This window comes from Sphingomonas daechungensis (assembly GCF_014489495.1).
Lineage (GTDB): Bacteria > Pseudomonadota > Alphaproteobacteria > Sphingomonadales > Sphingomonadaceae > Sphingomicrobium > Sphingomicrobium daechungense.
In genome coordinates, this window is sequence record NZ_CP060780.1 from 2,562,779 (window position 1) to 2,585,582 (window position 22,804).

The window sequence follows — 22,804 nt, forward strand, 5'->3', positions numbered from 1 at the left end:
AATGGCAAAGAAGATAACCGGCTATATCAAGCTGCAGGTGCCCGCGGGCATCGCAAACCCGTCGCCGCCGATCGGCCCGGCGCTGGGTCAGCGCGGCGTCAACATCATGGAATTCTGCAAGGCGTTCAACGCCGCCACGCAGGAGCTCGAGAAGGGCGCTCCGATCCCGACGGTCATCACTGTCTATGCGGATCGCAGCTTCTCCTTCGCGACGAAGACGCCTCCGGCGAGCTTCCTCCTGAAGAAGGCAGCGAACCTCAAGTCGGGCTCGAAGGAGCCGGGCAAGGTCAGCGCGGGCACCATCAAGCGCTCGAAGCTGGCGGAAATCGCCGAGGCCAAGATGAAGGACCTCAACGCCAACGACATCGAGGCGGCAACGAAGATCATCGAAGGCTCCGCTCGCGCGATGGGCCTCCAGGTTGTGGAGGGCTAAGCCATGACGAAGCAGACGAAGAAGCAAAAGGCCCAGGCTGGCGCAGTCGATCGTGAGAAGTTCTACGCGGTGGACGAAGCGCTTTCACTCGTGAAGCAGAACGCGACCTCGAAGTTCGACGAGACCGTTGAAGTTGCGCTCAACCTCGGTGTCGATCCGCGCCACGCCGACCAGATGGTTCGCGGCGTCGTCAACCTGCCGAAGGGCACCGGCAAGACTGTCCGCGTCGCCGTGTTCGCCAAGGGCGCGAAGGCAGACGAGGCCACCGCAGCCGGCGCCGACAAGGTCGGCGCGGAAGACCTCATGGAAGAGATGCAGAGCGGCAAGCTCGATTATGACCGCGTCATCGCGACGCCGGACATGATGGGCGTCGTTGGCCGTCTCGGTAAGGTGCTGGGTCCCAAGGGCCTGATGCCGAACCCGAAGCTCGGCACCGTCACCATGGACGTCACTAAGGCCGTCACCGACGCCAAGTCGGGCCAGGTCGAGTTCCGCGTCGAGAAGGCTGGCATCATCCACGCCGGCATCGGCAAGGCGAGCTTTGCTCAAGAAGACCTGAAGGCGAACTTCGACGCGTTCCTCGACGCGATCGTCAAGGCCAAGCCGTCGGGAGCCAAGGGCAAGTTCGTGAAGAAGATTGCGATCAGCTCGACCATGGGTCCGGGCGTCAAGATCGACAGCACGGAGATCGCGGGCGCCTAACGGCTTCCACGGTTGAAGAAAGTACGGCCGGGCTCCCCTTGGGGCTCGGCCTTTTCTTTGTCAGATTCGCTGGAATCCCATCGCGATCAGCCCGCCGGCAGCAATCGCGACACCGTAGGGAATGCCTCCGCCCGGTCGGAGGAGGATGATCCGCTTGCGCGCGTCGTCACTCCAGTTGAACGAGCGCACCGCCAACACCAGCAGCGCCAGGACACCGCCGGCCAAGGCCACCGCGACCATCATCCACAATGCGCCCTTGAGATCGAACCAGAGACCGAGCGCGGCGAGCAGCTTGACGTCTCCTCCACCCAGCTTCCCGGCCGCAAACATCGGAGTGCCCAGAAGGAGCAGGACGATGAATACCGCACCGTTTTGCCAAAGCGAGAGCTGTGGCCCGGTCAGAAAGGCCGCGAGAACCGCTCCGGCCAGGACGAGCAACACCACGATGTTCGCAATGCGCAGCCTCACGGCATCCTCGACGGCAGCAGCAAGAAGCAGGACGGTGAGGACGATCGCCAGCCACTGCGGCGACAATGCAGCGAGGTTCACTTTTTCGGCACCGCCATGGCAAGGTTGTTGGCCGCGCGCGCATAATATTGCGTCCGCACCTCGATCGCCTGGGTGAAGGCCGCGACGGCTTTCTTGTTGTTCCCCTGGAGCCTCGCAACGACGCCGGCGTCATTCAGACGCGCGGCCCAATCGACCTCGCTCTCCCTGCCCGTCGCTGAGGCAGGTCCTCGCTGACGGCAGCACGCGCAAGCTCCAGGTTGGCCGCGATGCGCGGATTCTTCGGATCCAGCGTCGAGGCCCGCTCCAGCTTGCCGAACGCTTCATTCCAATTTCCCGAGCCAGCAAAGACCAGCCGTAATTGTTCAGCACTTCCGCTCGGTCAGGCGCGAGCGCCGTAGCGCGAGAGTAGGATTCGTCGGCGACGGCCCAATCGCCGCGGTAGTCCGCCGCAACCCCCCGCGCGTTCCAGGCCCGCCACGTCGCAGTCGGGAAGCTCGTCGCCCGATCCAGCAGCTTCGCTCCCTGGGCGACGTCCCCGCCTTCATGGCCGCGATCCCCGCATGCTCATACATCACGCCGTCGGACGGGTTCGACGCCAGCAGCGGGAGGTAGCGCGGCAGCGCACCCTGATAGTCACCCGACGCATAGGCCAGCTCGGCGAGAAGGCGGTCGATCTCCGGCCCGGTTACGCCCGCCTTGACCGCATTGGCGATCATCAGGCGTGCTTGTTCGAGGCGGCCCGCCTGGATCGCGAACGCGGCTTCGCTGAGCGATGGCACCGGGGCTGAACCGCTGGTGCCGGTACGGGCTTTGCAGCCGCGAGAGCGGCCGAAAGCAGCAGTGCAATCATGCGCTGGCCCGACGAAGCGCCGGCCGTCGTGCGGCATCGCTGCCGAGGAGAATGACGATATGCGCTCCCGATGCTCGCGGAGCCATCGGGAATCCAAACTGCGTCGAAAGCCGCTGCGCCACGACGCGCTTGTCCGCCGGATACAGGATGACGCTACGCGAACGCGTAGCGAGTGCGTTGCCGATGCTGAGACCACGCCACCCCGAGCGTTCAGCCACATGCGGGTCCTCGCCGCCAGCCGATCGACCCGCGCGGCATTGAGAAGGCGAACCTTCACGGGGATCGCATTGGCGCTGGCCTCTCGGAGCGGAACGAACCGAACCGTCGTGCTCCTGGAGGACAATGCGACCGTGGTCGGCTGCCACACGGGCTTCGGAACCGTCACCAGCGCAATCTCGCCCATCGAAATCCGTTCGAGATGCGGACCCCGCTCCTCCGCGAACGACAGCCGCTGCGGCGTTTCGTCGAAGGGTCTGGCGAGATAGGGAGTCATCAAGTCGCCCGCGACCTCGACGCGCATCGGCTGCGGCGGGGCTGCGCTGTCGGCTAGCTGCACGGGAGCGGCACCGAACGCTCGCTTGGCAACCGGCACGGTCGCCGGCTGAATCGGCCGGACCGCAGGAAGCTTGATCGAAACCGATTGGGGCGAGCTCGCTGTCTGCATGACGGGTGCATTTTGCGGGGCCGGCGTTGCCACGCGCTCCACCACGGCCATTTCGACACGTCCCGTTTGCCCGGGCGCAACGTTCAGCGTGACGGGCGCGGGAGCCGGAACAGCCAGATAGACCGGTGCCTCGGCGAACGTGCGCGCGGGCAGTTGAACCTCGGCAACCGCGACATCCGCCGCCGGGGCGGGGCGATTGGGCGAAGCGATACGCTCGGCTGGCGCCGGCGCTGTGACTGGCGCAGGCACGACCTCGACCTCGGCGACATACTCTGCCGAATCCAGGGCCTGGCTGGCCGCCATTCGCGCAGCAATCTCCTCGCGCACTGCAATCGCTTCATCCGTACGACCCTGAAGCTGCAGCGAGCTCACAAGGGCCGCGAGGATCTGCGTATCGCCCGGAGCGAGCGCGAGCGCCGCTTCGTAATTCCGGCGCGACAGGTCGTACCGCCCCATCTGGTCGTAGCATTGCGCCATTCCGACCAATGCGTCCGTGCTGTTGGGATCGTCGCGCGCCGCCATGCGATAAGCGCTGAGCGCCAAAGCCACGTTGCCGAGCGCGAACTGGCCGCGGGCCTCCGCGATCCTCGCCGGAACCGGCTGCTTGCCCTCGGCAATCGGGGTAGGCGTCGAGCGAATGGATAGCTTCCCGTCCTCTCCGCAGCCGCCGACCATCGTCACGATGGTGACCGAAACAAGGAATTTAGCCCCCGCTTCATATCAACCTCCCCCTAGATTCGGGACGACGCTACGAATGACCCGGATTGCGGCCGGAAGCATCAGCACCCCGATCATGACGGGAAGCATGCATCCGACCAATGGAACCGAAAGCAAAACCGGCAGCCTGTGCGCTTTTTCCTCAGCGCGCATTCGGCGGCGTTCACGCATTTCAGCGGCATAGACGCGCAGCGTCTGGGCAATCGACGAACCCAGCTTCGATGACTGGATGAGCAGGGTTGCGAAAGCGCGAATTTCTTCAGCGCCCGCACGGTCGGCCATACGCCGCAAGGCGTCCTCATGGCTCCGCCCGCGCGAAGCTCGAGCACCACGGCGCCGAATTGCTCGGCCAGGCGCGGATGCGAATTGGTCATTTCCATGCCGACGCGAGCGAAAGCGGAGTCCATGCCGAGGCCTGCCTCGACGCAGACCAGCATCAGGTCCAGCGCGTCCGGGAAGCCGTTGATGATTTCCTGTTGCCTGCGGTCCGCCCGAGCCGCGAGGAACACAGCCGGGATGTAAAGGCCGGCCAGCGCGGCAATCACGACGACCGCATAGAGCTTCAGAATGCTCGGCGTTGAGTTCGTTGCCCACAGCAGAGCGAAGATCAGCAGCGGCAGTCCGATGACGAGCACGAGGCGAATGAGGGTGTAGAGACGCGGAGCGTAAGGCGCGGTGAAGCCCGCAGCGACCAGCTTCTTGCGAACGGAGTCATCGCGGGTGTCGACCAGCGACAGGCCCGCGCCTTCAATCCCATTGACCAGCTTCAGCCAGGCATTTTCCGTATCCTGGCTGCGAAGCGAAGCTCCGACCACTGGATGATCCGAGAAATCCCCATCGACCAGCCGGCGACGCGACATCTGCCGCGCCGTGAAGGCACCGGTGGCGAAATAGGCTCCGGCCGCGACGAGCGCGAACAGGCCAAGCAGGACGCCGAGGCGGATGATCGGATAATCGGTAAACAACTGGGTCATCGCATCACACCTTCAGGTCGACCAGCTTGCGGATGCTGACGAAGCCGATGACGTACATCATGATCAGCCCGATGAAGCCCGGCATGAACATCGGGTCGTCGGCGACGTCGAGGTAGAATCCGGGGTTCATGATGAACAGCATCGCAAACGCGAACAGCGGCAGGACGGTCAGCATGATCGCCGTCATCCGCCCTTCGCTCGAAAGCGCGCGGACCTTGAGATACATCGAATGCCGCTCGCGGATCACGGTCGACAGATTGTCGAGGATCTCGGCGAGATTACCGCCGGTTTCGCTCTGTACCGAGAGCGAGACGACGAACATGCGCATGTCTTCGAGATCCCAGCGGTCGGCCATTGCCTGCAGCGCGTCGCGCAGCTCGGCGCCGTAGGTCACCTCGTCGACGACGACCCCGAATTGGCTTCCGATCGGATCCGGCATCTCCACGGTCAGCAGGTCGAGAGCTGCCGCAATCGGGTGCCCTGCGCGAAGGCCGCGGACAAAGACGTCGAGCGCAGTTGGGAACTGCTCCTGCATCTTCTTGCGCGTCCGGTTGGCGCGGAAATTCAGGTACATGATCGGCAGGAATGCGCCCACGACGCCCGCGAACGTCGCGATCATCAGAAACCGGCCCATTGCGAACGGCACCTGAAGCAAGGCCATCAGCAGCACGATCAGGAAGAAGATCGCCACCGGGGCGAGCAGGATCATCAGGATCAGGCGCCCGGTCGGAACGGTCACCTGCGCAGCGACGAGCATGCGCTCGAACTTTTGCCCGATATGCTGGAACATCACCGGCAGGTGAGCCGAAAAATTACTCTGCTTCCGCCGCAGCAGGCTCATCGTCTGTTCGCGGTCGCGGCCTTCGCCGATCATCCGCAGGCGCAGGTTGATGGCTTTCCCTTCGGCCCGATTGCTGGCCATCCAGCCGACCATGACTTCAACGAGCAGCAGGACCGCACCGAAGGTGCAGCCAAGGATCAGTGCTTTGAGCCAGGCGTCGTTCATCCCTCGAGCTTCGCGTCAGGTCGGAAGAGATCGGCGGACAATGTGACGCCGTGCGCCATCACCTGCTCGATGAACTTGGGCCGGATGCCGGTCGCTTCGAACTTGCCGAGAACCTGTCCGTCAGAAGCGATGCCAGTCTGACGGAAGCGGAAGATCTCCTGCATCGTCACGACTTCGCCTTCCATACCGGTCAGCTCCGACAGGCTGAGCAACTTGCGGCGGCCGTCGGACAGGCGCCCGATCTGGATCACGACGTTGAGAGCGGACGAAATCTGCGCTCTCGCCGAGCGAGCCGGAATGTCGATACCGCTCATGCCGATCATCTGCTCGACGCGCGACAGAGCGTCACGAGCAGTATTGGCGTGGACGGTCGTCATCGACCCATCGTGGCCCGTGTTCATGGCCTGAAGCATGTCGAAGGCCTCACCGGCGCGAACCTCGCCGACGATGATGCGATCGGGACGCATACGCAGCGAGTTCTTGACGAGTTCACGCTGAGTAATCTCGCCCTTGCCTTCGATGTTCGGCGGACGGGTTTCCAGCCGAACGACATGTTCCTGCTGAAGCTGGAGTTCGGCCGAGTCTTCGATCGTGACGATGCGCTCGCGATTGTCGATGTAGGCCGACATTGCATTCAGCATCGTCGTCTTGCCCGAACCGGTACCGCCCGAGATGAGGACGTTACGGCGCGACTTCACGACGGCCTTCAGCACTTCGGCGACCTGCGCGGGAACGCTGCCGATCTCGATCAGGCGATCCATGCTGATCGGCACGCGCGCGAATTTACGAATAGACATGGACGCGCCGTCGATCGCCAGTGGCGGGACAATCGCGTTGACGCGGCTTCCGTCCGCAAGGCGGGCATCCACCATCGGCGCAGACTCGTCGATACGCCGGCCTACCGCCGAAACGATCTTCTGGATGATGCGGAACAGGTGCCGCTCGTCCTTGAACCGCACGTTGGTATGCTCGAGGACGCCATACTTCTCGACGAACACCTGGTTGTAGCCGTTGATGAGAATGTCGGTAATCGTCGGGTCCTTGAGCAATGGCTCGATTGGGCCCAGGCCCAGCAACTCATCCAGGACATCGCCGACGAGTGCCTTGCGCTCGGCATTGTTGAGCGCCTGGTTCTGCTTCGACAGCTCTTCGTAGACGATATCGCCGACTTCGGCCTCGATCTGCTGGCGCGACATCTTGTCGAGCGCCTGCAGGTTGATGACGTCCAGCAACCGCTGGTGAAGCTCGACCTTCAGGTCGGTGTGCGTATCGCGATTGGCGAATGCGCCGGCGTCACCGACGGTTACGATTCGGAGGTCTTCCGCCGATCTCGGGCTTCGATTTCCTCTGAGCCTGCCTTTTTGCGAACTTGCCACATGTCTTAGCGCTCCCGCCCGAAGGCTGCTGCAAGGCCCGCTTCTAACATGTCGATGTCCTTGCCGACCGCGCTCTTGCGCTTGATGTCCGAGATCGGGACGCCCTCTCGATGGCTGGGACCATCACGCCCGGGTCGTTGGTGATCGTGTAGGAAACGTCACGGCCGAGCGCCTTTTGCACGTCGGCAGGCTTCACGCTCCTCAATAGCCCCTTCTCGAAGCGATTGACGATTACCCGCAGGTCGACGGACGCCAGGTCCTGCTCACGCAGCAGGTCTAGCTGGCGGCGCGCACGGTGGAGGCCGCTGACGCTGAGCTCGGTGACCAGCAGCACCATGTCGGCCTGGGCCAGAAGCGAGAGCGACCAGTTGGTCCAGCTCGCCGGAAGGTCGACGAAAACCGTCCCGAACTCGCGTTTTGCGATCTCGATGATTTCGATCAGCTGATCGCTGTTCACGGCGTCGAGCGGCATCAAAGACGTGGGCGCCGCGATAACCTTGAGACCGCTGGGATGCGTCGTCGTCGTTGCGCGAAGAAGCTCGCCGTCGATCCGCCCGCCTGCTTCGATCAGGTCGAGGAAAGTCAGCTGCGGACGCAGGCCGAGCTGAAACGCAGCGTTGCCGAACTGGAGATCCAGGTCGAGCAGGCAGACGTCGCGATGAAATCGCTCTTCGTTTTCCGCAGCGCGGATGGCGAGTTGGCTCAGAAGCGAAGTTGCCCCGATACCGCCGACGCTCTTGGTGATGCAGACGACCTTGCCGTTGGCGGGCTGCAGCGCCGAGGCGCTCCGCTTCAGCTGGTCGCGGATCGGCGAGAGCGAGGTTTCGAGGTCGTCGACGTCCAGCGGCAGCGGCACGACGTCGTGTGCGCCGGCGCGGACGAGCTGGCGGACAAGCGCCAGCGGAGGCTCGTATGCCGCGGCGATCAGCGGCGTCCTCGTCGAGGCGGCCAGCTTTTCGAAGCGCCTCATCGAAGCCGGATCGCCCGGATCGACCTGGATTACCGCAGCAGCGCTGCCGGCGAGGTCCTCGGCGTCGATCGGATCTCCGACCTCGCCGACGTTGAGGCTCAGCGGAAAGCCGGCGGCGCTCGCGCCGACCAGCGCCGCGGCATCGCCGTCGGCACCGCTCAGGTACAACTGCACGGCAGCTTCCCGCTTATGGGCCTTCCAGGTCGAGGCCGTCTCGTTAGGGTTGATCACGCTCACCTGCACACCTCAATTCGAAAAATTGCCCTGGCCATCCTCGAGAGTCAGCGAAGCGCTGACGGTCGGGAGTACGAGTCGTCCACCTAGAAACATGAAAATCAAAGGCCGGAACGGAACGCCGGCGGCCTGCACCGTTACGATCGGCGCCACGTCAGAGCCTGTTGGGTCGCCCGCATATCCAAGACCGGAGTTTTCGTATCGAATCGTCACGTTGGACCGGCTGACATAGTTCGCCATCAGGTTCATTCTGTCCGCGACGCGGTTGAACGCAGTGTTGTCCGCCGTCGTGGCAATCCCCGAACAGTTCGAGATGCAACTACATGATGCCGCCGTGCCGTTGGACGTGCATTGCATCGACCCGAACGATGACGTCGGGATCGCGGAGCCCTGTCCAAGCGTAGCCGCGAAGTTCTTCGCAGCGAGGTCGGTTGGCACCATGGTCGTCACGACGGCCATCCGAGCGCCCATCTGCGTCGCCTTTTCGACCTGGTTCAGCATCCACATGTACCGGCCGACATCGATCATCCCGAGCAACAGCAGCACGAGCAGCGGCAGAACCATCGCGAATTCCGCGCCTACGGCACCGCTCGTGCGCCTCCATAGCGCTCTCAGGGCGTCACGCTCATATGCCCATCACCACGGCCCGCTCTGTGGCTCTCAGTTGGAGACCAGCGGAGTTGAAGCCGATAACTGAAAAGAGCGACGTGTAGGGAACGCTCGCCTGCACGACCACGATCGGGATTTCGGTCCCGGACCCATATGCCGTGACATAAGTCCCGGAGGAATTCGAGACACATGTTGCTGTGACCGAAACCGAAGCGGCGTTCGTCCATCCCGCAAGTCGCGGCGTCCCGCCCGCCGCAAGCTGGTTCGTCCGCGTGACATTTTGCGTATCGGCAACGACGGTGCCGCCGATTGTGCCTGCTGGACATGTGAAATCCGCAAAGCTTTGCCGCGCCGCGAAGCGAGCACCATCGCGAACCGCTTTCACGACGACGTGCTCGGAATAGAAGTAATGACCCAGCTCCATCGACCCGAACATGAGGGCGATGAGCAGGGGCGCGACAAGCGCCATTTCGGCGGCGGCCGCACCGGATTGTTGACGAAGCAAACGCGACAACATGAGGGCTACTCAATCAGGCGCGGAACATCGCGCCGGCTGATCTGGGGATTGCCCCGCCCTGTCCTGTACCGGCCGCCCCGATCACCTCGATGTAGATGTCGTTGATGCTGCCATAGGCATTTTCGTAGTTGGTGCCGCTATAGGCGAAGGTGCTGTTCCCTGCGCAGCCGGCACCGGAATCGCAACGACGACGAGCGATGCTTGGTTCAGTCAGGAAGACGTCGATGAATCCGGCGACCGGGAGCGTCTTCTTGCCGTTAAGACCGGTGCTATTGGCGACGCTTATGCAATTGACGACGGCGGCCGTGATCCGGCGACGATCGGTCCCGCTCGGATTGGGAGCGATTCCGGGTGCCAGGCACTTGTTCTGGGCTGGCCCCATTGCGTGAAGCCCGCGGCTCCCGCCTTGCCGGTCGCCGGCAACCGCGTAGCGGGACTTGCCGCTTCCCAAAGGTAAGTTTCATATCGAGTCACGATACCATTGCCGTCGGCGTCGAGACCGGGTTCTGTTGCCCAGGTGATTCCGGTGTGATTACTTCTGAAATAGGCATCGATGTCCCATTGGCCGTCGCCGACACGGCCATAAGTGCAGAACGGATAGGAAGAGTTATTACCTGACGTCCGCATGAAGTAATGGCAGCGATCACGGGATAGCCCATGATCTGTGGCGTCTTCGTCGAAGCGACATTCGGAGCATCGGGGAAGTACTTGGGCGGCGTCGTGGTGAGCATTGCAGCCGCCGTCGCAGTGTTCTCCTGCCACGTGCAGTTGCTGCCGGTGTTCGACATCACAACGTCTTTGGTGACGTTGCTTGATGGTGAGCATGGGCCGGACTGGCAGGCCGAATTGTTGCCCGGCTTGAAGTCGAACCGCATGTTCAGCGAGTCTCGAACGGCGTTCAGGATATTGCCTGTTTCGGTCACGACCCCGGACGTGGACTGACAATTGCCAAGCAGCGTGTTGGAAGCGAGGGCAGCGGCCACGCTGTTCGCACCATTTCCAAGCTGGTCGAGGAAGCCGAAGTTGCCCGGCCCCATTGGGTCCCGCCCTGCGCCATCACGATGCCGGTTCCGGGATTGAGGCCGCCAGGCGAAAGATTGACGTTGGTGTTTCCGCTCGGCTCGGTCGGGTTGCAGATGAAGAACGGCACGACGCCGCAGACGGCGCTGCTGAGCCCCGCAATCGCGCTCGCGTTCGTGCTGCCGGAGAAGGCGGCTACGATCGGCGTAAACGCGAAATTGGCCGTGCGGTTGTTGACGGTCACGCGGACGAAATTGGAGTCCGCGTCGCCGGTAGCTGCGGTGTTGGTGGTCGGGTCGGTGTAGGCCGAGTAGAACGTCACGCTTGCGATCGAGACGTTCGGCGAGCTCGCGTCGTTGGCCATCCGCGTCTGGTTGGTGATCAGCGTGGTCGCCGCGGACGTCGCACGCGTCTGCGCGCCAGGGTCGCCGTCGAGCTGCGTTGCAGCGGCCAGGGCGGCTTGGTCGGCGGCATTTTGGAGCTCGGTGTCCATCGCCGCGACGCGTGAATAGTCGAACGCGATACCGCCGACGGCAATCAGCGCGAACAGCGACAGGCCGACGGTGGGCGCGACGCTACCCTTATCGCTACGAAGGAACCTTCCGAGAAAACGCCGCATTTTCTCCCATCCTTATTGCGGGCCGCTGCTGCCGCCGCTGCTGCCGCCGGAGCCGCCGCCAGTCGTGCCCATCATCTCGACCGCCTTGACGTTGCCGGTGCGGTAGCGCTTGACCGCCGCCGCGCCCTTGTCGCCATTGTCGCCCGGCTGGGCGTCTTCGGCGGTGTAGACCGGATCCGGATCGATGGTCTGGATCGCCATGTTGTACTTCTGAGCCTCGCCGAACCCGGGATCGAAGGACTGGGTGGCGGGATCGACCGCGCAAGCGCCGATCAGCAGCGCCGCGGGCGCAAGAAGCGTCAGCTTAGAGGACATGGCCATATTCCTTTTCAAAGCCGACCGGCTTCTTGGCTGCCGAGCCGCCGGGCGCTGCCGGAGGCGACGGTGGCGGGGTCCGCGTCTGCTGCGGGCCGAGTTCCTGGATCGGGGCGACGCCCGTGTCCGTCCGCCCGAGGAGGAACAGGTCCGCCTCGTTCGGCTGCTGGACGCGGTCGGTCGGCACCTTCATCGATCCTGCGCGGACCGGCTTCACCAGCCGCGGCGTGACGATCATCACCAGCTCCGTTTCGTCCCGCTGGAAGCCCGTCGAGCGGAACAAAGAGCCGATGATCGGCAGCGAGCCGAGGATCGGGAACTGGCGCACCGTGTCCTGGAAGTCGTTGCGGATGAGCCCGGCAAGCGCGAAGCTCTCGCCGTCGCGAAGCTCGACCGTCGTCTTGGCGCGGCGGGTCTGGACCCCCGGAATGCGCAGATTGTTGATGACGATCGACGCGGACTGGTCGATCGAGCTGACTTCCGGCGCGACGACCATGCTGATCACGCCATCGGCAAGGACCGTGGGCGTGAAGGCGAGGCTGACGCCGAACGGCTTCCATTCGACGGTGATCGCGGAGCTTGCGCTGCCGTTGCTGCCACCGCCGCCGCCCGAATTCTGGACGACCGGAACCGGGAACTCACCGCCAGCGAGAAAGCTCGCGGTCTCACCTGACAAGGCAACCAGGGTTGGCTCGGCAAGCGTGTTGACCAATCCCTTGCGCTCCAATGCATCCAGTGTCGCCTGGAAGCTAAGGCCAAGGATGCTAAAATTGCGGGAGATGATCCCGAAGCTGTCGATGATTGACCCCAACGAATAAATCGGATCGCCGGGAACTGTCTGCGTTACGCCATTGACGGTGCTGGTAATCGGCACACCGGGAGTCAGGCTTGCGCCACCGCCAATGACACCGGTCAGGCCGTTGTTGCCGCTGCCCGACAGGCCGCCGATGCCGACGCCGATCTGCTTCAGGGCCGACCGCTTGATCTCGGAGAACCGAACCTCGAGCATGACCTGCTGCGAAGAGCCCATCGAGAGCATGTTAACGACCTTGCCCGGGGCATAGGTCTCGGCGATCTGCACCGCCCGGTCGGCGGCCACCGCATTCGGCACCACGCCTTCGAGGACGATCGAATCGTTGGAGATGCGTGCCCCGACGCTGTCGCCCGGCATCAGCTCGGAAAGCTGGCGGCGAAGCGAGATCACGTCCGGCCCGACGACCACGTCGACCACCGCGATCAGCATGTTGTTGCGGTCGTAGAGGGTCAGGCTGGTCGTCCCGGCCTTCTTGCCAAGGACGTACAGCGACTGGTCGGTCAACGGCAGGACGTCGGCGATGTCCGGCGCTCCAATCAGGGCCTTTGCGTAAGGCCGGTCGGACCGGATCACCTGGCTCTTGTTGACGGGAACCGCGACCTCGCCGGCGTGGACGCCTTCGGCGACGCTGATGCGGCTATCCTGGGCGGCGGCCGGCGTCGTTACGCTGGCGACCGCAAGGGCAAGCGCGGTAAGCGCGACCCTTCCCTTCAGATCACGACCCATAACCCCCACTTCGTAGTTGCTGCCGGTGGTCCCCGAACCACCTCAACATTGTTGGAGCGCGGCACGACGGGCGCCGGCGGCGGACCACCACGACGCGGCGCGGCGCACCGACGGACTGGCGCGGAACGAGCGTTGCCGAAGCCGTGGCCGCGGGCGGGCGCGCGCCGCCGTAATAGGAATAGCGAAGATCCTCGAGGCTGACGGTCGAGACCCGGCCGGCATCCTGCTGCTCGCCGGGCTTGCGAAGCACGAGGCTGAGCGAGCCGACGTTCTGCGCGAGCGCAAGCTTCTGCGCGTCCATCGGATTGACTTCGAGCGTTGCCGTCTTGGCAACGACCGGCTTGCCGTCCGCGTCCTGCGCGTTCTGGTCAATGGCAATGACCTTGATCGCCTGCAGCAACACGTCCGTCACCTGGCGGTTGTCCTGGCCCGGGATGGTCCGCGTGATCAGGACGTCGACGCTGTCCATCGGCTGGACGAAGCCGGCAACGCCGGACACGTCGTTGATGCGGACCGCGGCGGCGCGCATGCCATCCGGAAGCAGATAGGCGATCGACGGGCCAAGGCCCTCGCCGGCCAGCTTGGTCGCCAGGATCGCCTCATTGAGGGCGATCGGCCGAAGCACGACGCGCTTCTTGCCGCCGGGTACGAGCTGCTGAAAATTGGAAAACGCGCCGGCAGGAATGCTGGCGGTCGGATAATCGACGAACTTGACCTTGTCCGCCGTGATCTCGGTTCCGTAATCGAGCGGAACGGCCGCGACCGCGACCTTGGTGGTGCCCTGCACCGCCTGCGCGACCTTTTCGTCGCTTCGGCCCAGATAGGCGTTCGCCAGATAGACTGCGAACAGTCCCAATACGACCGCAACGCCCAGCGCGATCAGCGTCTGCCTATTCATCCCTTGGCGCCCCCGCCTATGTCAGATGGATAATGCCACCTTTGAAATCAGGAAGATAGTAGGGACGGCCGCAGCGACTGCGGCCGTCCCCAATCCGATTAGCAGGTCGTGCTATTCGGGTTGTTGATGCAGTTCGACGCGCTGTTCATCGCACCGCCAATGGCGCCGCCCAGCAGGATCGCCGCAATGGCGATGCCGGTGCCGACGATGGCGAGGATGAGAGCATATTCGGCAGCAGAAGCACCGCTGTCGTCCTTAAGCATCTTGATGAAAGTCTTCATGTGTTCGTTCCTTCCCTCGGTAATGCGTTCGCGTGGTAAGCGCGAAGACACGCCTGCGACTGAGGAAAGTGGCGATAAGGTTCGAGCGACGCCTTGTGTCCCGGATACGCAGACGGGAACCCCCACACGGCACCGCCGAACTGCCCCCAAGGCCGCTCGGCTGACACAAGGGCTGCGCTCGGCTTAACTTCTTGTCAAGCATTAGGATTTAATTTTTGTTAACTGAGTCGCCGTGACTCAAGACAAATAAATCCCTGATAATGTTGATTAATTTCTCGTAGTGGCTTCGCGCTCTGTGTCCATTTTGTCTCATTTGTGGACAAGCGGAGGCTCCACACAGAAGCGTTTCCTGTATCGGTCCCGAAACAAATTAAGGTGAATTTTCCGACGGTTGCCCGAATCGATCAAGGAGGAGATCAGGCGGGGATCCGGCTCCGGTACGTCACGTTCACGCGGCGCGACAACAGCAGGTAGGGAAGCCACAGCCCGATGCTGATCAGCACCTTCTTCACATTGCCATCGAGCAGGCTCTGAAGCGGATTGGCGACCTCGGTAGGAAGGCCTGCGGTCCGGGCGACCAGCTCGGCCGTCACAAGCTGGAACGCCAGGTCCAACCCCAGATGGCAGCGAGCAATCGCGGAAACAGCGGCACATGGCGAAGCGCGGCGACGAAAGCCACGGCGTAAAGGCTGGTCATCAGCACGACGTCGAGCGTCATCATCGTGTGCAGGACCGAGAGCCAAGCGGGGACAGGTCCGGAGATCGCTGGCATCGATCCGAAGTACTCGAGGGCCCGGATCGGAACGGCGACGAGCATTCCGACCATCAACGAGACCATGATCCCGCCCGCGCCATAGAGCCGGTGCTTGCGCGCCAATTCACGTTCGACTTCGGTCCATCGTCCAATCCTCGCCAGCCGGAATCGAGGTTGGGGTTGCCGGTCGCCGTCCGCGAACCACCGCAGGGCCAAAACCAACGATGCCGCCGGTGCGAAGACGAGCAACGCATAGGGCAGCATGGTCTCGACGCCGAATGGCTGACCGGCCGGACTGAAGGCGATGCGCACTGCAGACGCCAACCCGGCGATAATCAGCCAGGCGATAACGATCCAGTCGAGCCGGTCTTCTATCTGCACCCGGACAACGGCCGCCTTCGCATGAAGGCGATCACCAATCCGCTGCCCGACCGAAACCAAGCTCACCAAATACTCCTGCTAGCGCGATGTACCGGAACCTCGAGATAGGCCGGCGGCTCGCAGTTTAAAGCATCTTCTCTAGGCGGATGTTCCGAACGTCGGCTTGATTCCCTTTGTCGGTTTGGCACTGTCGTTTACTGAAGTTGCTGGGTGCATCGTCGGAACGGGGGCGACGATTTCAGGGTGACAGTCAGCCGACCATCTCTTTCGCCATTGGGGCTGCTGGTCATCTTTCCGGCAATCGCTGTCGTACATGCCATCCCAATGGCGATCTACCACTCCGCTGATCTCGATAAATTTGGCGTAAGCTGGCTCACTCACATCCATGCGAAGGGTTGGAGCGCATTCTCCGCCCCCTTTGGCAACTATTCGCCGACTTACCTCTATCTCCTTCGTGTCGCGTCGCCGCTTCTGAACTGGCTTTCCCGCAAATCGTATTGAAACTCATAGCCCTTTGCGGGGCACTATGGTTGTGCGTCAGCCTCGTACGCCTTTTCACATCTTTAAGGACGCGAGACCCGTGGCTCGGCGGACTCCTCTCCCTCTTGCTACCGAGCGTGATCTTCAACACGTCGTTCCTGGGCCAGTCAGACACATTCTGGATTACGGCTTGCGTCCTCTCCCTTCGTGCCGTGGTCGAAGGGCGCATGGGTTGGGCCGGGTTCTGGATCGGCGTCTCATTCGCGTTCAAGGCGCAGGCGGCTTTTCTCGCCCCTTCATTGCGTTCGCGTTCGTCTCCAACAGAGTGAGACCGGGAATCTGGCTGATCCCACTGGCGGTGTGGACTGCTGCAATGCTGCCCGCTTACCTGTTGGGCTGGCCCGCGCAGGACCTGGCGATGATCTATCTCCGCCAGGCCGCATGGCAGCCGGACGACCCCTACGTGAGCAATGCTGCGAGTTGGTGGACCGTGTTCGGATTCTATTATCCGGGACTGGCGATCCGGCTATTCCCGATTGGCTACGTCTCGGCTTTTATTGCAGCCGTCTTGCTCGTTCGCCTGCCAAGGTCCCGATCGGCGTTACAGCTCTTGCGAATGGCGACCTGGAGCGCCGTATTCATGCCCTTCCTGCTGCCGGGCATGCATGAGCGATACTTCATGCTCGCTGACATCTTGGCATTCTCTTTGGCTTGGGCTTTCCCCGATCGAAGGACGATCGCCGTAGCGGTTCTTCTTCAGCTGGCATCCGCAGTGCCGTCCTACGCTTGGGCATTCGGATGGCCGCCAGTTCAGTTAGCGGCACCCTTCCTGTCGCTCGCGGCGATCCTCATTCTTCTCGATGACGTCCTCAAAGGATTCCGGCCAACTCGCGAACAGCGCTACCCACACAAGGATTGGCATGACAGAAAATCGCGCACGAATTCGCTGGGACGAACCCTCGCTTCAGGCTTCGGACTGCTGCTCGTCGCGTTGAGCGTCCAGGCTTGGTCGCGCCATTTCTCCCACGAATTCATGACCGACTATCTCAGCTATTGGGCGGCCGGGAAGCTGACGCTCGCGGGGATCCGGCGGGGCTTACGATGTTGCGAAGCATCGCGCAGTCGAGTTTTCGGTGACCGAGTTCAAGGGTCTCAACCCCTTCCCCTACCCGCCACCGTTCCTGCTCCTCGTCGCGCCGTTCAGCCTGCTGCCCTACATGTGGGGCTTTGCGGCGTGGGTGGTGGTGACCTTCGCCGCTTACCTGCTGCTGACCCGCCGGGCGATCGAGACGCCCTACGCGCTGGCGCATCCGCCGGTGCTGATGAACGGCCTGATCGGGCAGAACGGCTTCCTGACCGCGGGCCTGTTCACCGCCGGGACCGCGATGCTTCGCGAACGGCCGTTCCTGGCCGGCGCGATCCTCGGCTGCCTGGTGATCAAACCGCAGCTGGCGCTGCTGCTGCCGGTCGCGGTGATCGCCGCGCGCTTGTGGCCCGCGATTGCCGGGGCGCTGGCAACGGCGGGAGTGCTTGGGCTCGTCTCGCTCGCTCTGTTCGGGGCCAGCGCCTTCATCGGGTTCTGGAATATCCTGCCGCTCTACACGGAGCTGATGCGGCAGGACAAATGGCCGTGGAACGAGTTCATCAGCGTCTTCGCCTTCCTGCGCTACTTCGGCGTCGATCAGACGGTGGCGCTTTCGGTGCACGCGGTGGTGGCCGCGGCGGCGGTTGCGCTGACCTGGATCGCCTGGTCGCGGAACTGGAAGAACCAGGTGCCGATCCTGGCCGCAGCGACCCTGCTCGTCCCGCCATACCTGCTGACCTACGACGCCTTGCTGATGATCATCCCGATGGGGTTCTGGCTGAAGGATCGGGAGCGGGCGCGGCTGGTCGGCCTGCTGTGGCTGCTCTGCTTCCTGCCGATCGCCTTCTACTTCAACCTCTACCGCGGGCCGAACACGGTGCCGCTAGCGGCCTTGCTGTTCCTTGGCGTCTGCGTTGCCGACCGGCTGCGCGGGGCCGCAAGGGGCTGGTCGCGGCGGACGTGGATCACGCCCACCTCGTCTGAATAGACCCGCCGCCAGTCGGGTGAGGCGTCCAGCTTTTCGACCAGGCGATTGCCCTTCTGCAGCATGGTCCAGCGGAAGCCGTATTTCCGGACGCTATCCGTAAAGGCGTCCCAATCGCCGTCGTTCATCTTCAGGTACGTCTTGAAGTAGTCGTCGCCATACATGTCGGCGCGGCCGTCGATGAAGACCTTCACGCCGCTGAGGATCAGCGGTCCGCCCATGCTATATTCGTTGAGAACCGGCTGATCGCGAAGCTCCGGCGGGATGTGGGCAATGAGTCCGCGCGGATTCGAGAAGGTTTCGCGCGGCTGGAGCGGGATCATCGCCCGCACTCCGACGATGGGCAGTGCAGCGACGGCGGCCGCGCCGAGCCAAAGGCGTTTCTCGCCATTCGAGGCAAAGGTTGGCGGGGCATCTTTGCGTCCCGGGCCGGCAAGCTTCGGCGTGACGATCATCGCCGACAGGATAATGAACACCGACTGGTGGCGGATGTGGGTGAAAGCCATCAGAAGCGTCAGCAGCAACAGCGCCAGCTCGCCCGGCCGAAACTGCGGCCGCTTGGCGAGCAGCGCGCCGAGGACGCCGATCAGCAAGCCGTAGAAGATCGGGGTCGAGCTCGGGTTGCTCGCCTGCCACTCGCCGATCGAGAGTAGAGTGGTCATGCTCGAGATCTCGAGCGGATAGAGCACCCCTTGACGCCATAGGCATTGAGCATGGCGGCCAGGAGGATCGCGATCCCGAACACCAGCCAGCGGATGAAGACCTTGCGGTCGAACCTGGCATCGATCCACGCGTCCAGCCGCAGGCCGCTGACACCAGGAACCCGGCGAAATAGCTGCCATGGATGTTCGCCCAGAGGACGATGAACAGCGCCCAGGCTAGCGGCGGCGCCCTTCCCGCATCCCGGTAGCGGAACATGACCGCGGCCCAGAGGGCGAGGAACGGCCAGGTCAGGACATGCGGCCTGGCCATGATGAACGGTTGGAGCACCAGGTAGGTGGCGGCAAAGGCGACCAGGAGCGCGACCGGCCCCGCCTTGTCCCTTAAGTACCAGAAGAGGGTTCCGAACAGGGCCATCAGCGCCAGCGCGACCAGAGCGGCAAGCCCCGCGAACCCGGCCAGGTTGTAGGCGCCGGCGAGGATCAGCTCCGCGCCCCACTCGAACGCGATCCACGGCTTGCCCGCCATGGTGAACGAAAACGGGTCCGTCCGCGGGATCTTGTAGTGGTGCTCGATGATCCACCGCCCCGCCGCGATGTGCCAGCTAACGTCGCCGTCGCGGAACACGCTCCAGTTGCTGGCTATGAACGGAGGGACAGCGAGGACGAAGACGGCGAACAGCAGCTTGTCGAAGAAGCCGTAGCGCTCGGGCCGGATCAGCGGCTGCCGTTCTTTCAGTTCACCCGACACGCGCGCCCCCGAGCCCGTTCTCACGCGGCAACCTAGCCTGTCGGGAGGAACGGAGAAGCTGGATGTTCCGGCCGCCCCGTTTTAGATCAATGACAGCCGAACGGATCGGAATTGCCGTCCGGATCGCTGGTCGCGGTGCCGCAGGACCTCAGGCCGCCGACCAGCAGCAGGCCCGCCATGTGCGGAGAAGCCATCGACGTGCCCGAAAGCGTCGCATATCCGCCGCCCTTGTAGGTCGACAGGATGCTCACCCCCGGTTCCGCGTAATCCACCGGCGGGTTGCCGTAGTTCGAGAAGGACGCAAACTTCTTCGAAGAGTCCACGGCCGACACCGTGTAGATGTTGCTTCCGTTGGCGCTTGCCGGGCTGTGATTGTTGGCGTCATCGGACTCATTGCCGGCGGCCAATGCGAACTTGACGCTCGCGGATGCACTGACGACCGCGTCGTTCAACGCCTGCGAGAACCCTCCGCCAAGACTCATGTTGGCGACGTCGCCCGATTTCCCGATCGACTTCACATAATCGATGCCGGCGATAACGCCCGAGGTAGAACCTGAACCGTTCGCACCCAACACGCGGACGGCGACGAGCCGGATCCCGGCCGCAACGCCGACCACCCCGACACCGTTCTTCTTGGCGCCGATCGTTCCCGACACGTGCGTGCCATGCCCATTCTTGTCGCCTGCATCGCCACCGACGAAACTCTTGCTACGCGCCGTGTCGACGTTGAGGTCAGGATGTGTGAGATCGATGCCGGAATCGATCACGAAAGCAGTCTTGGTCGAACCGCTCATGTCGACGGATCCACCGACCGCGGTGATCCCGGAGGAGTCTGCTCCGCTCCGCCACCACCGCCACCGCCCGGCCGGGCGACGATCTTCATCACCTGGTCCTGCTCGCAGCCGGCGATCTTCGGGTTGGCGCGCTTCATTTCGGCGACCGCGCTGCGGCCATTCGAAAGCGCGGCGGTGTGCACGGCAAAGCCCTTGATCGCATGCTCATATGTGAAAAGCACCTGGCCAAGGACGGGCCCCGCAGCCTTCGCGGCCTCATTGCGGACGTCCGCGCCCGGCATCGAGCGGGCAAAAGTGCAGATGTACTGGTTGCTTATCTTGTCCGCAGATTGTGCGGCCGCCGGACTTGCCATAACCATGGCAGCCACCGACGATGCCAGAAGCGTAGCGCAAATACGCATTCAATTTTCCCCTTGTTGAACGACGCCCCGAGTCGAAGTCGGCGATGCTCGACCGTGACTAATTGCCTGTCAACAATTGTTAATTTGCGCGACGTGCGATGGCGTCTCAAATTGCATCAAGGTTGACTTCTGAGCGCTCTTCGGTAGAGGGCGCGGCTCGCACGTGCCCTCGGGTACGCGCAACCGTCCGAGACAGCTGCTGAGGTTCGCCTCTTAATTTGCAGCCGAGACGGGGACAGGAATCATTCGAAGCGCCTAGCGCTTCGTCGTGCGTTGCGAAATGCGCAGCGCCAGCGAAACCAACTCCCCACGGACACGAAGTGCCTGAGCGCTTGCGCTCAGGTTTTGTTGAACCTCGCTTCGGACTTGCCCGGGGCGAAATACGGAGTTGGCATGGATCGTTCGCAAAAAGCCGATCTGGTCGACGAGCTGAAGAACGTCTTCAACGAGACGAGCGTGGTTGTTATCACTCGCAACAACGGTCTCTCGGTCGCGCAGTCCACGGACCTGCGCTTGAAGATGCGCGACGCCGGCGCCCAGTACAAAGTTGCGAAGAACCGGCTTGCACTCATTGCGCTGGACGGCACGCGTTACAGCCCGATCGGGGACCTTCTGAAGGGCCCGACCGCGCTTGCAACGTCGACCGACCCGGTCGCGGCCGCCAAGGTGGCCGTCGACTTCGCCAAGACGAACGACAAGTTCGAAATCGTCGGCGGCGCGATGGGCGACACCGTGCTCGATGTCGATGGGATCAAGGCGCTTGCCGCCCTTCCGTCGCTCGACGAACTGCGTGCGAAGCTCGTGGGCCTCATCCAGGCGCCCGCCAGCAAGATCGCCCGCACCGTCAACGAGCCCGGCGCACAGCTTGCCCGTGTCTTCGGTGCTTACGCGGCATCAGCTGCATAGGCCGACCACTTTCAATCAACGCACGACACATGGGGCTAAGGCCCGCAAAGGAGTATCAAATGGCTGACATTGCTAAGCTGGTCGACCAGCTTTCCGAACTGACCGTCCTCGAAGCCGCGGATCTCGCCAAGGCTCTCGAAGAGAAGTGGGGCGTTTCCGCTGCGGCTGCTGTCGCGGCTGCTCCGGCTGCTGGCGGTGGCGCTGCTGCCCCGGCCGCTGAAGAGAAGACCGAGTTCGACGTCATCCTCACGGGCGACGGCGGCAAGAAGATCAACGTGATCAAGGAAGTTCGCGCGATCACCGGTCTGGGTCTCGGCGAAGCCAAGGCGCTCGTTGAATCGGCTCCGAAGGCCGTCAAGGAAGGCGTCAACAAGGACGAAGCCGAGAAGATCAAGAAGCAGATCGAGGAAGCCGGCGGAACCGTCGAGCTCAAGTAAGCTTCGTCAGCTTCTGACTAAATCAAAGGGCGGCTCCCTTGGGGCCGCCCCTTTTTCGTTTGGCGCGCGACGCGGCAACTGCCTAATCGTCCAACATGCCGCACGAACGACACCCTTTCGACATCGCCACCGATCTCGTACCGACTGGACCCGACAGCTGGATTGCACGCACCCGCGACGCGTACTGGAACATGGTCGGCCCGTTCGGCGGACTGGTTACGGCGCTGCTCTTCAAGTCGGCGCTTGTTCATCCTGCTCGCAGGGGCGAGCCTGTCGCCCTGACCGTCAATTTCTGTGCGCCGGTTGCCAAGGGCGAAATGCACATCACCGCGCTTCCGGCGCGGACCAACCGCTCCACGCAGCACTGGACCATGACTATGCTGCAGGAAGGCGAGTGCGTCGCGACGGCAAGCGCCATGTTCGGGAAGCGGCCCGAAACATTCTCCGACCTTACGCTCCTCCCTCCTGACGTACCGCCTTTCGAGGATCTCGAGCGGATGCCCTGGGCGGGAGCAGGCTGGATCGAGCGGTTCGACTTGCGGTTCGCGCAGGGCGCGCCGTTCTGGGCCGGTTCCACGGAAGGCGCCTCGTCCAGGTCGACGCTGTGGATCGCTTCCGATCCGCCGCGCCCCTCGACTTCGTTGGGCTTGCGGCGCTTACCGACATTTTCTTTGGACGGATCATCCACATCCGACAGCAGATGGTGCCATTCGGAACGGTGAGCCTGACTTCCTATTTCCATGCCACGGAGGATGACCTGAAGAGCCTCGGGCCGAGCCCGGTTCTAGGCACCGCGGAGGCCCGCATTTTCGACCGCGGATTCCATGACCAGTCCGCCCAACTCTGGAGCGAGGGCGGACGTCTGCTGGCGACCAGTCATCAACTCGTCTATTTCCGCGATCCAGCCTGATCGCCGCGGTCCCGAAAAATCCTGCAG

General features: G+C 63.2%; 28 protein-coding genes. 9 read left to right on the plus strand and 19 right to left on the minus strand.

Annotation, left to right across the window (positions count from 1 at the left end; all coding sequences use genetic code 11):
- Position 1 precedes the first annotated feature (1 nt).
- Positions 2 to 433 (plus strand): 50S ribosomal protein L11, encoded by a 432-nt coding sequence (gene rplK, locus H9L15_RS14020; protein ID WP_187714491.1) that lies wholly within the window; start codon positions 2 to 4, stop codon positions 431 to 433.
- 3 nt (positions 434 to 436) lie between these two features.
- The gene (gene rplA, locus H9L15_RS14025; protein WP_187714492.1) at positions 437 to 1,135 is read left to right on the plus strand and encodes a 50S ribosomal protein L1; all 699 of its coding nucleotides are present in this window, start codon (positions 437 to 439) and stop codon (positions 1,133 to 1,135) included.
- 60 nt (positions 1,136 to 1,195) lie between these two features.
- Here the strand turns inward: rplA and H9L15_RS14030 are convergent, their stop codons facing one another.
- From H9L15_RS14030 to H9L15_RS14110, 17 genes are all read right to left on the minus strand, one after another.
- Entirely contained in the window at positions 1,196 to 1,684 is a 489-nt protein-coding gene (locus H9L15_RS14030) for an A24 family peptidase (RefSeq protein WP_187714493.1), read from the minus strand.
- 323 nt (positions 1,685 to 2,007) lie between these two features.
- Entirely contained in the window at positions 2,008 to 3,834 is a 1,827-nt protein-coding gene (locus H9L15_RS14035; RefSeq protein ID WP_187714494.1) for a tetratricopeptide repeat protein, read from the minus strand.
- 45 nt (positions 3,835 to 3,879) lie between these two features.
- Entirely contained in the window at positions 3,880 to 4,470 is a 591-nt protein-coding gene (locus H9L15_RS18060; protein WP_223276291.1) for a type II secretion system F family protein, read from the minus strand.
- A 384-nt stretch (positions 4,471 to 4,854) separates the two neighbouring features.
- Positions 4,855 to 5,856: a type II secretion system F family protein gene (locus tag H9L15_RS14045; protein ID WP_187714495.1), complete on the minus strand. Its 1,002-nt coding sequence runs from the start codon at positions 5,854 to 5,856 to the stop codon at positions 4,855 to 4,857.
- A complete protein-coding gene (locus H9L15_RS14050; RefSeq protein ID WP_223276292.1) occupies positions 5,853 to 7,232 on the minus strand; it encodes a CpaF family protein in 1,380 nt (459 codons plus the stop codon). Before H9L15_RS14050 ends, H9L15_RS14045 begins: the two co-directional genes overlap by 4 nt.
- 43 nt (positions 7,233 to 7,275) lie before the next feature.
- Positions 7,276 to 8,439, minus strand: coding sequence for an AAA family ATPase (locus H9L15_RS14055; protein ID WP_223276293.1), 1,164 nt, complete (start codon positions 8,437 to 8,439; stop codon positions 7,276 to 7,278).
- Positions 8,440 to 8,448: 9 nt separating this feature from the next.
- Positions 8,449 to 9,000 (minus strand): TadE/TadG family type IV pilus assembly protein, encoded by a 552-nt coding sequence (locus H9L15_RS14060; RefSeq protein ID WP_187714497.1) that lies wholly within the window; start codon positions 8,998 to 9,000, stop codon positions 8,449 to 8,451.
- 61 nt (positions 9,001 to 9,061) lie between these two features.
- Positions 9,062 to 9,562, minus strand: a complete 501-nt coding sequence (locus H9L15_RS14065) for a TadE/TadG family type IV pilus assembly protein (RefSeq protein WP_187714498.1) — start codon at positions 9,560 to 9,562, stop codon at positions 9,062 to 9,064.
- Between the two features lie 13 nt (positions 9,563 to 9,575).
- Positions 9,576 to 10,013 (minus strand): hypothetical protein, encoded by a 438-nt coding sequence (locus H9L15_RS14070; RefSeq protein ID WP_223276294.1) that lies wholly within the window; start codon positions 10,011 to 10,013, stop codon positions 9,576 to 9,578.
- Between the two features lie 19 nt (positions 10,014 to 10,032).
- Positions 10,033 to 10,485 carry a hypothetical protein gene (locus H9L15_RS18065; protein WP_223276295.1) on the minus strand — a complete coding sequence of 151 codons (453 nt, stop codon included), beginning with the start codon at positions 10,483 to 10,485 and terminating at the stop codon, positions 10,033 to 10,035.
- Entirely contained in the window at positions 10,482 to 11,201 is a 720-nt protein-coding gene (locus H9L15_RS14080) for a TadE/TadG family type IV pilus assembly protein (protein WP_187714501.1), read from the minus strand. Before H9L15_RS14080 ends, H9L15_RS18065 begins: the two co-directional genes overlap by 4 nt.
- 12 nt (positions 11,202 to 11,213) lie before the next feature.
- Complete coding sequence (locus H9L15_RS14085; protein ID WP_187714502.1) at positions 11,214 to 11,516, minus strand: hypothetical protein; 303 nt, start codon at positions 11,514 to 11,516, stop codon at positions 11,214 to 11,216.
- Complete coding sequence (locus H9L15_RS14090) at positions 11,506 to 13,056, minus strand: type II and III secretion system protein family protein (protein ID WP_187714503.1); 1,551 nt, start codon at positions 13,054 to 13,056, stop codon at positions 11,506 to 11,508. Before H9L15_RS14090 ends, H9L15_RS14085 begins: the two co-directional genes overlap by 11 nt.
- On the minus strand, positions 13,046 to 13,954 hold the full coding sequence (cpaB, locus tag H9L15_RS14095; protein WP_187714504.1) for a Flp pilus assembly protein CpaB: 909 nt from the start codon (positions 13,952 to 13,954) through the stop codon (positions 13,046 to 13,048). The genes H9L15_RS14090 and cpaB overlap by 11 nt, the downstream gene beginning before the upstream one ends.
- Before the next feature lie 98 nt (positions 13,955 to 14,052).
- Positions 14,053 to 14,235, minus strand: coding sequence for a Flp family type IVb pilin (locus tag H9L15_RS14100; RefSeq protein ID WP_187714505.1), 183 nt, complete (start codon positions 14,233 to 14,235; stop codon positions 14,053 to 14,055).
- A 416-nt stretch (positions 14,236 to 14,651) separates the two neighbouring features.
- Positions 14,652 to 14,828 (minus strand): hypothetical protein, encoded by a 177-nt coding sequence (locus tag H9L15_RS14105; protein ID WP_187714506.1) that lies wholly within the window; start codon positions 14,826 to 14,828, stop codon positions 14,652 to 14,654.
- On the minus strand, positions 14,825 to 15,436 hold the full coding sequence (locus H9L15_RS14110; protein ID WP_187714507.1) for a DUF2569 domain-containing protein: 612 nt from the start codon (positions 15,434 to 15,436) through the stop codon (positions 14,825 to 14,827). Before H9L15_RS14110 ends, H9L15_RS14105 begins: the two co-directional genes overlap by 4 nt.
- A 207-nt stretch (positions 15,437 to 15,643) precedes the next feature.
- On the opposite strand from H9L15_RS14110, the gene H9L15_RS14115 reads away from it, so the two are divergent.
- From H9L15_RS14115 to H9L15_RS14125, 3 genes are all read left to right on the plus strand, one after another.
- The gene (locus H9L15_RS14115; RefSeq protein ID WP_223276733.1) at positions 15,644 to 15,871 is read left to right on the plus strand and encodes a hypothetical protein; all 228 of its coding nucleotides are present in this window, start codon (positions 15,644 to 15,646) and stop codon (positions 15,869 to 15,871) included.
- Positions 15,872 to 15,900: 29 nt separating this feature from the next.
- Positions 15,901 to 16,179, plus strand: coding sequence for a glycosyltransferase 87 family protein (locus H9L15_RS20550; protein ID WP_187714509.1), 279 nt, complete (start codon positions 15,901 to 15,903; stop codon positions 16,177 to 16,179).
- 804 nt (positions 16,180 to 16,983) lie between these two features.
- Positions 16,984 to 17,922 (plus strand): glycosyltransferase family 87 protein, encoded by a 939-nt coding sequence (locus H9L15_RS14125; RefSeq protein ID WP_187714510.1) that lies wholly within the window; start codon positions 16,984 to 16,986, stop codon positions 17,920 to 17,922.
- Between the two features lie 1,493 nt (positions 17,923 to 19,415).
- Here H9L15_RS14125 and H9L15_RS14130 read toward each other — a convergent pair.
- On the minus strand, positions 19,416 to 20,123 hold the full coding sequence (locus H9L15_RS14130) for a S8 family serine peptidase (RefSeq protein ID WP_223276296.1): 708 nt from the start codon (positions 20,121 to 20,123) through the stop codon (positions 19,416 to 19,418).
- Complete coding sequence (locus H9L15_RS18070; RefSeq protein WP_223276297.1) at positions 20,120 to 20,524, minus strand: hypothetical protein; 405 nt, start codon at positions 20,522 to 20,524, stop codon at positions 20,120 to 20,122. The genes H9L15_RS14130 and H9L15_RS18070 overlap by 4 nt, the downstream gene beginning before the upstream one ends.
- A 393-nt stretch (positions 20,525 to 20,917) precedes the next feature.
- Between H9L15_RS18070 and rplJ the strand changes: the two genes are divergently transcribed.
- The 4 genes from rplJ (at position 20,918) to H9L15_RS19110 (ending at position 22,777) form a co-directional block, all read left to right on the plus strand.
- Positions 20,918 to 21,430, plus strand: coding sequence for a 50S ribosomal protein L10 (rplJ, locus tag H9L15_RS14135; RefSeq protein WP_187714511.1), 513 nt, complete (start codon positions 20,918 to 20,920; stop codon positions 21,428 to 21,430).
- Positions 21,431 to 21,489: 59 nt separating this feature from the next.
- Complete coding sequence (rplL, locus tag H9L15_RS14140; RefSeq protein WP_187714512.1) at positions 21,490 to 21,867, plus strand: 50S ribosomal protein L7/L12; 378 nt, start codon at positions 21,490 to 21,492, stop codon at positions 21,865 to 21,867.
- A gap of 95 nt (positions 21,868 to 21,962) precedes the next feature.
- Complete coding sequence (locus H9L15_RS14145; protein ID WP_187714513.1) at positions 21,963 to 22,589, plus strand: acyl-CoA thioesterase; 627 nt, start codon at positions 21,963 to 21,965, stop codon at positions 22,587 to 22,589.
- The gene (locus H9L15_RS19110) at positions 22,472 to 22,777 is read left to right on the plus strand and encodes a thioesterase family protein (protein WP_187714514.1); all 306 of its coding nucleotides are present in this window, start codon (positions 22,472 to 22,474) and stop codon (positions 22,775 to 22,777) included. Before H9L15_RS14145 ends, H9L15_RS19110 begins: the two co-directional genes overlap by 118 nt.
- Positions 22,778 to 22,804: the final 27 nt, after the last annotated feature.

Coding starts and splice junctions, on each gene's coding strand:
- rplK (WP_187714491.1), top strand. CDS start 2: ATGGCAAAGAAGATAACCGGCTATATCAAGCTGCAGGTGCCCGCGGGC.
- rplA (WP_187714492.1), top strand. CDS start 437: ATGACGAAGCAGACGAAGAAGCAAAAGGCCCAGGCTGGCGCAGTCGAT.
- H9L15_RS14035 (WP_187714494.1), bottom strand. CDS start 3,834: ATGGTCGGCGGCTGCGGAGAGGACGGGAAGCTATCCATTCGCTCGACG.
- H9L15_RS14045 (WP_187714495.1), bottom strand. CDS start 5,856: ATGAACGACGCCTGGCTCAAAGCACTGATCCTTGGCTGCACCTTCGGT.
- H9L15_RS14060 (WP_187714497.1), bottom strand. CDS start 9,000: ATGGTTCTGCCGCTGCTCGTGCTGCTGTTGCTCGGGATGATCGATGTC.
- H9L15_RS14065 (WP_187714498.1), bottom strand. CDS start 9,562: ATGTTGTCGCGTTTGCTTCGTCAACAATCCGGTGCGGCCGCCGCCGAA.
- H9L15_RS14080 (WP_187714501.1), bottom strand. CDS start 11,201: ATGCGGCGTTTTCTCGGAAGGTTCCTTCGTAGCGATAAGGGTAGCGTC.
- H9L15_RS14085 (WP_187714502.1), bottom strand. CDS start 11,516: ATGTCCTCTAAGCTGACGCTTCTTGCGCCCGCGGCGCTGCTGATCGGC.
- H9L15_RS14090 (WP_187714503.1), bottom strand. CDS start 13,056: ATGGGTCGTGATCTGAAGGGAAGGGTCGCGCTTACCGCGCTTGCCCTT.
- cpaB (WP_187714504.1), bottom strand. CDS start 13,954: ATGAATAGGCAGACGCTGATCGCGCTGGGCGTTGCGGTCGTATTGGGA.
- H9L15_RS14100 (WP_187714505.1), bottom strand. CDS start 14,235: ATGAAGACTTTCATCAAGATGCTTAAGGACGACAGCGGTGCTTCTGCT.
- H9L15_RS14130 (WP_223276296.1), bottom strand. CDS start 20,123: ATGAGCGGTTCGACCAAGACTGCTTTCGTGATCGATTCCGGCATCGAT.
- H9L15_RS18070 (WP_223276297.1), bottom strand. CDS start 20,524: ATGCGTATTTGCGCTACGCTTCTGGCATCGTCGGTGGCTGCCATGGTT.
- rplJ (WP_187714511.1), top strand. CDS start 20,918: ATGGATCGTTCGCAAAAAGCCGATCTGGTCGACGAGCTGAAGAACGTC.
- rplL (WP_187714512.1), top strand. CDS start 21,490: ATGGCTGACATTGCTAAGCTGGTCGACCAGCTTTCCGAACTGACCGTC.
- H9L15_RS14145 (WP_187714513.1), top strand. CDS start 21,963: ATGCCGCACGAACGACACCCTTTCGACATCGCCACCGATCTCGTACCG.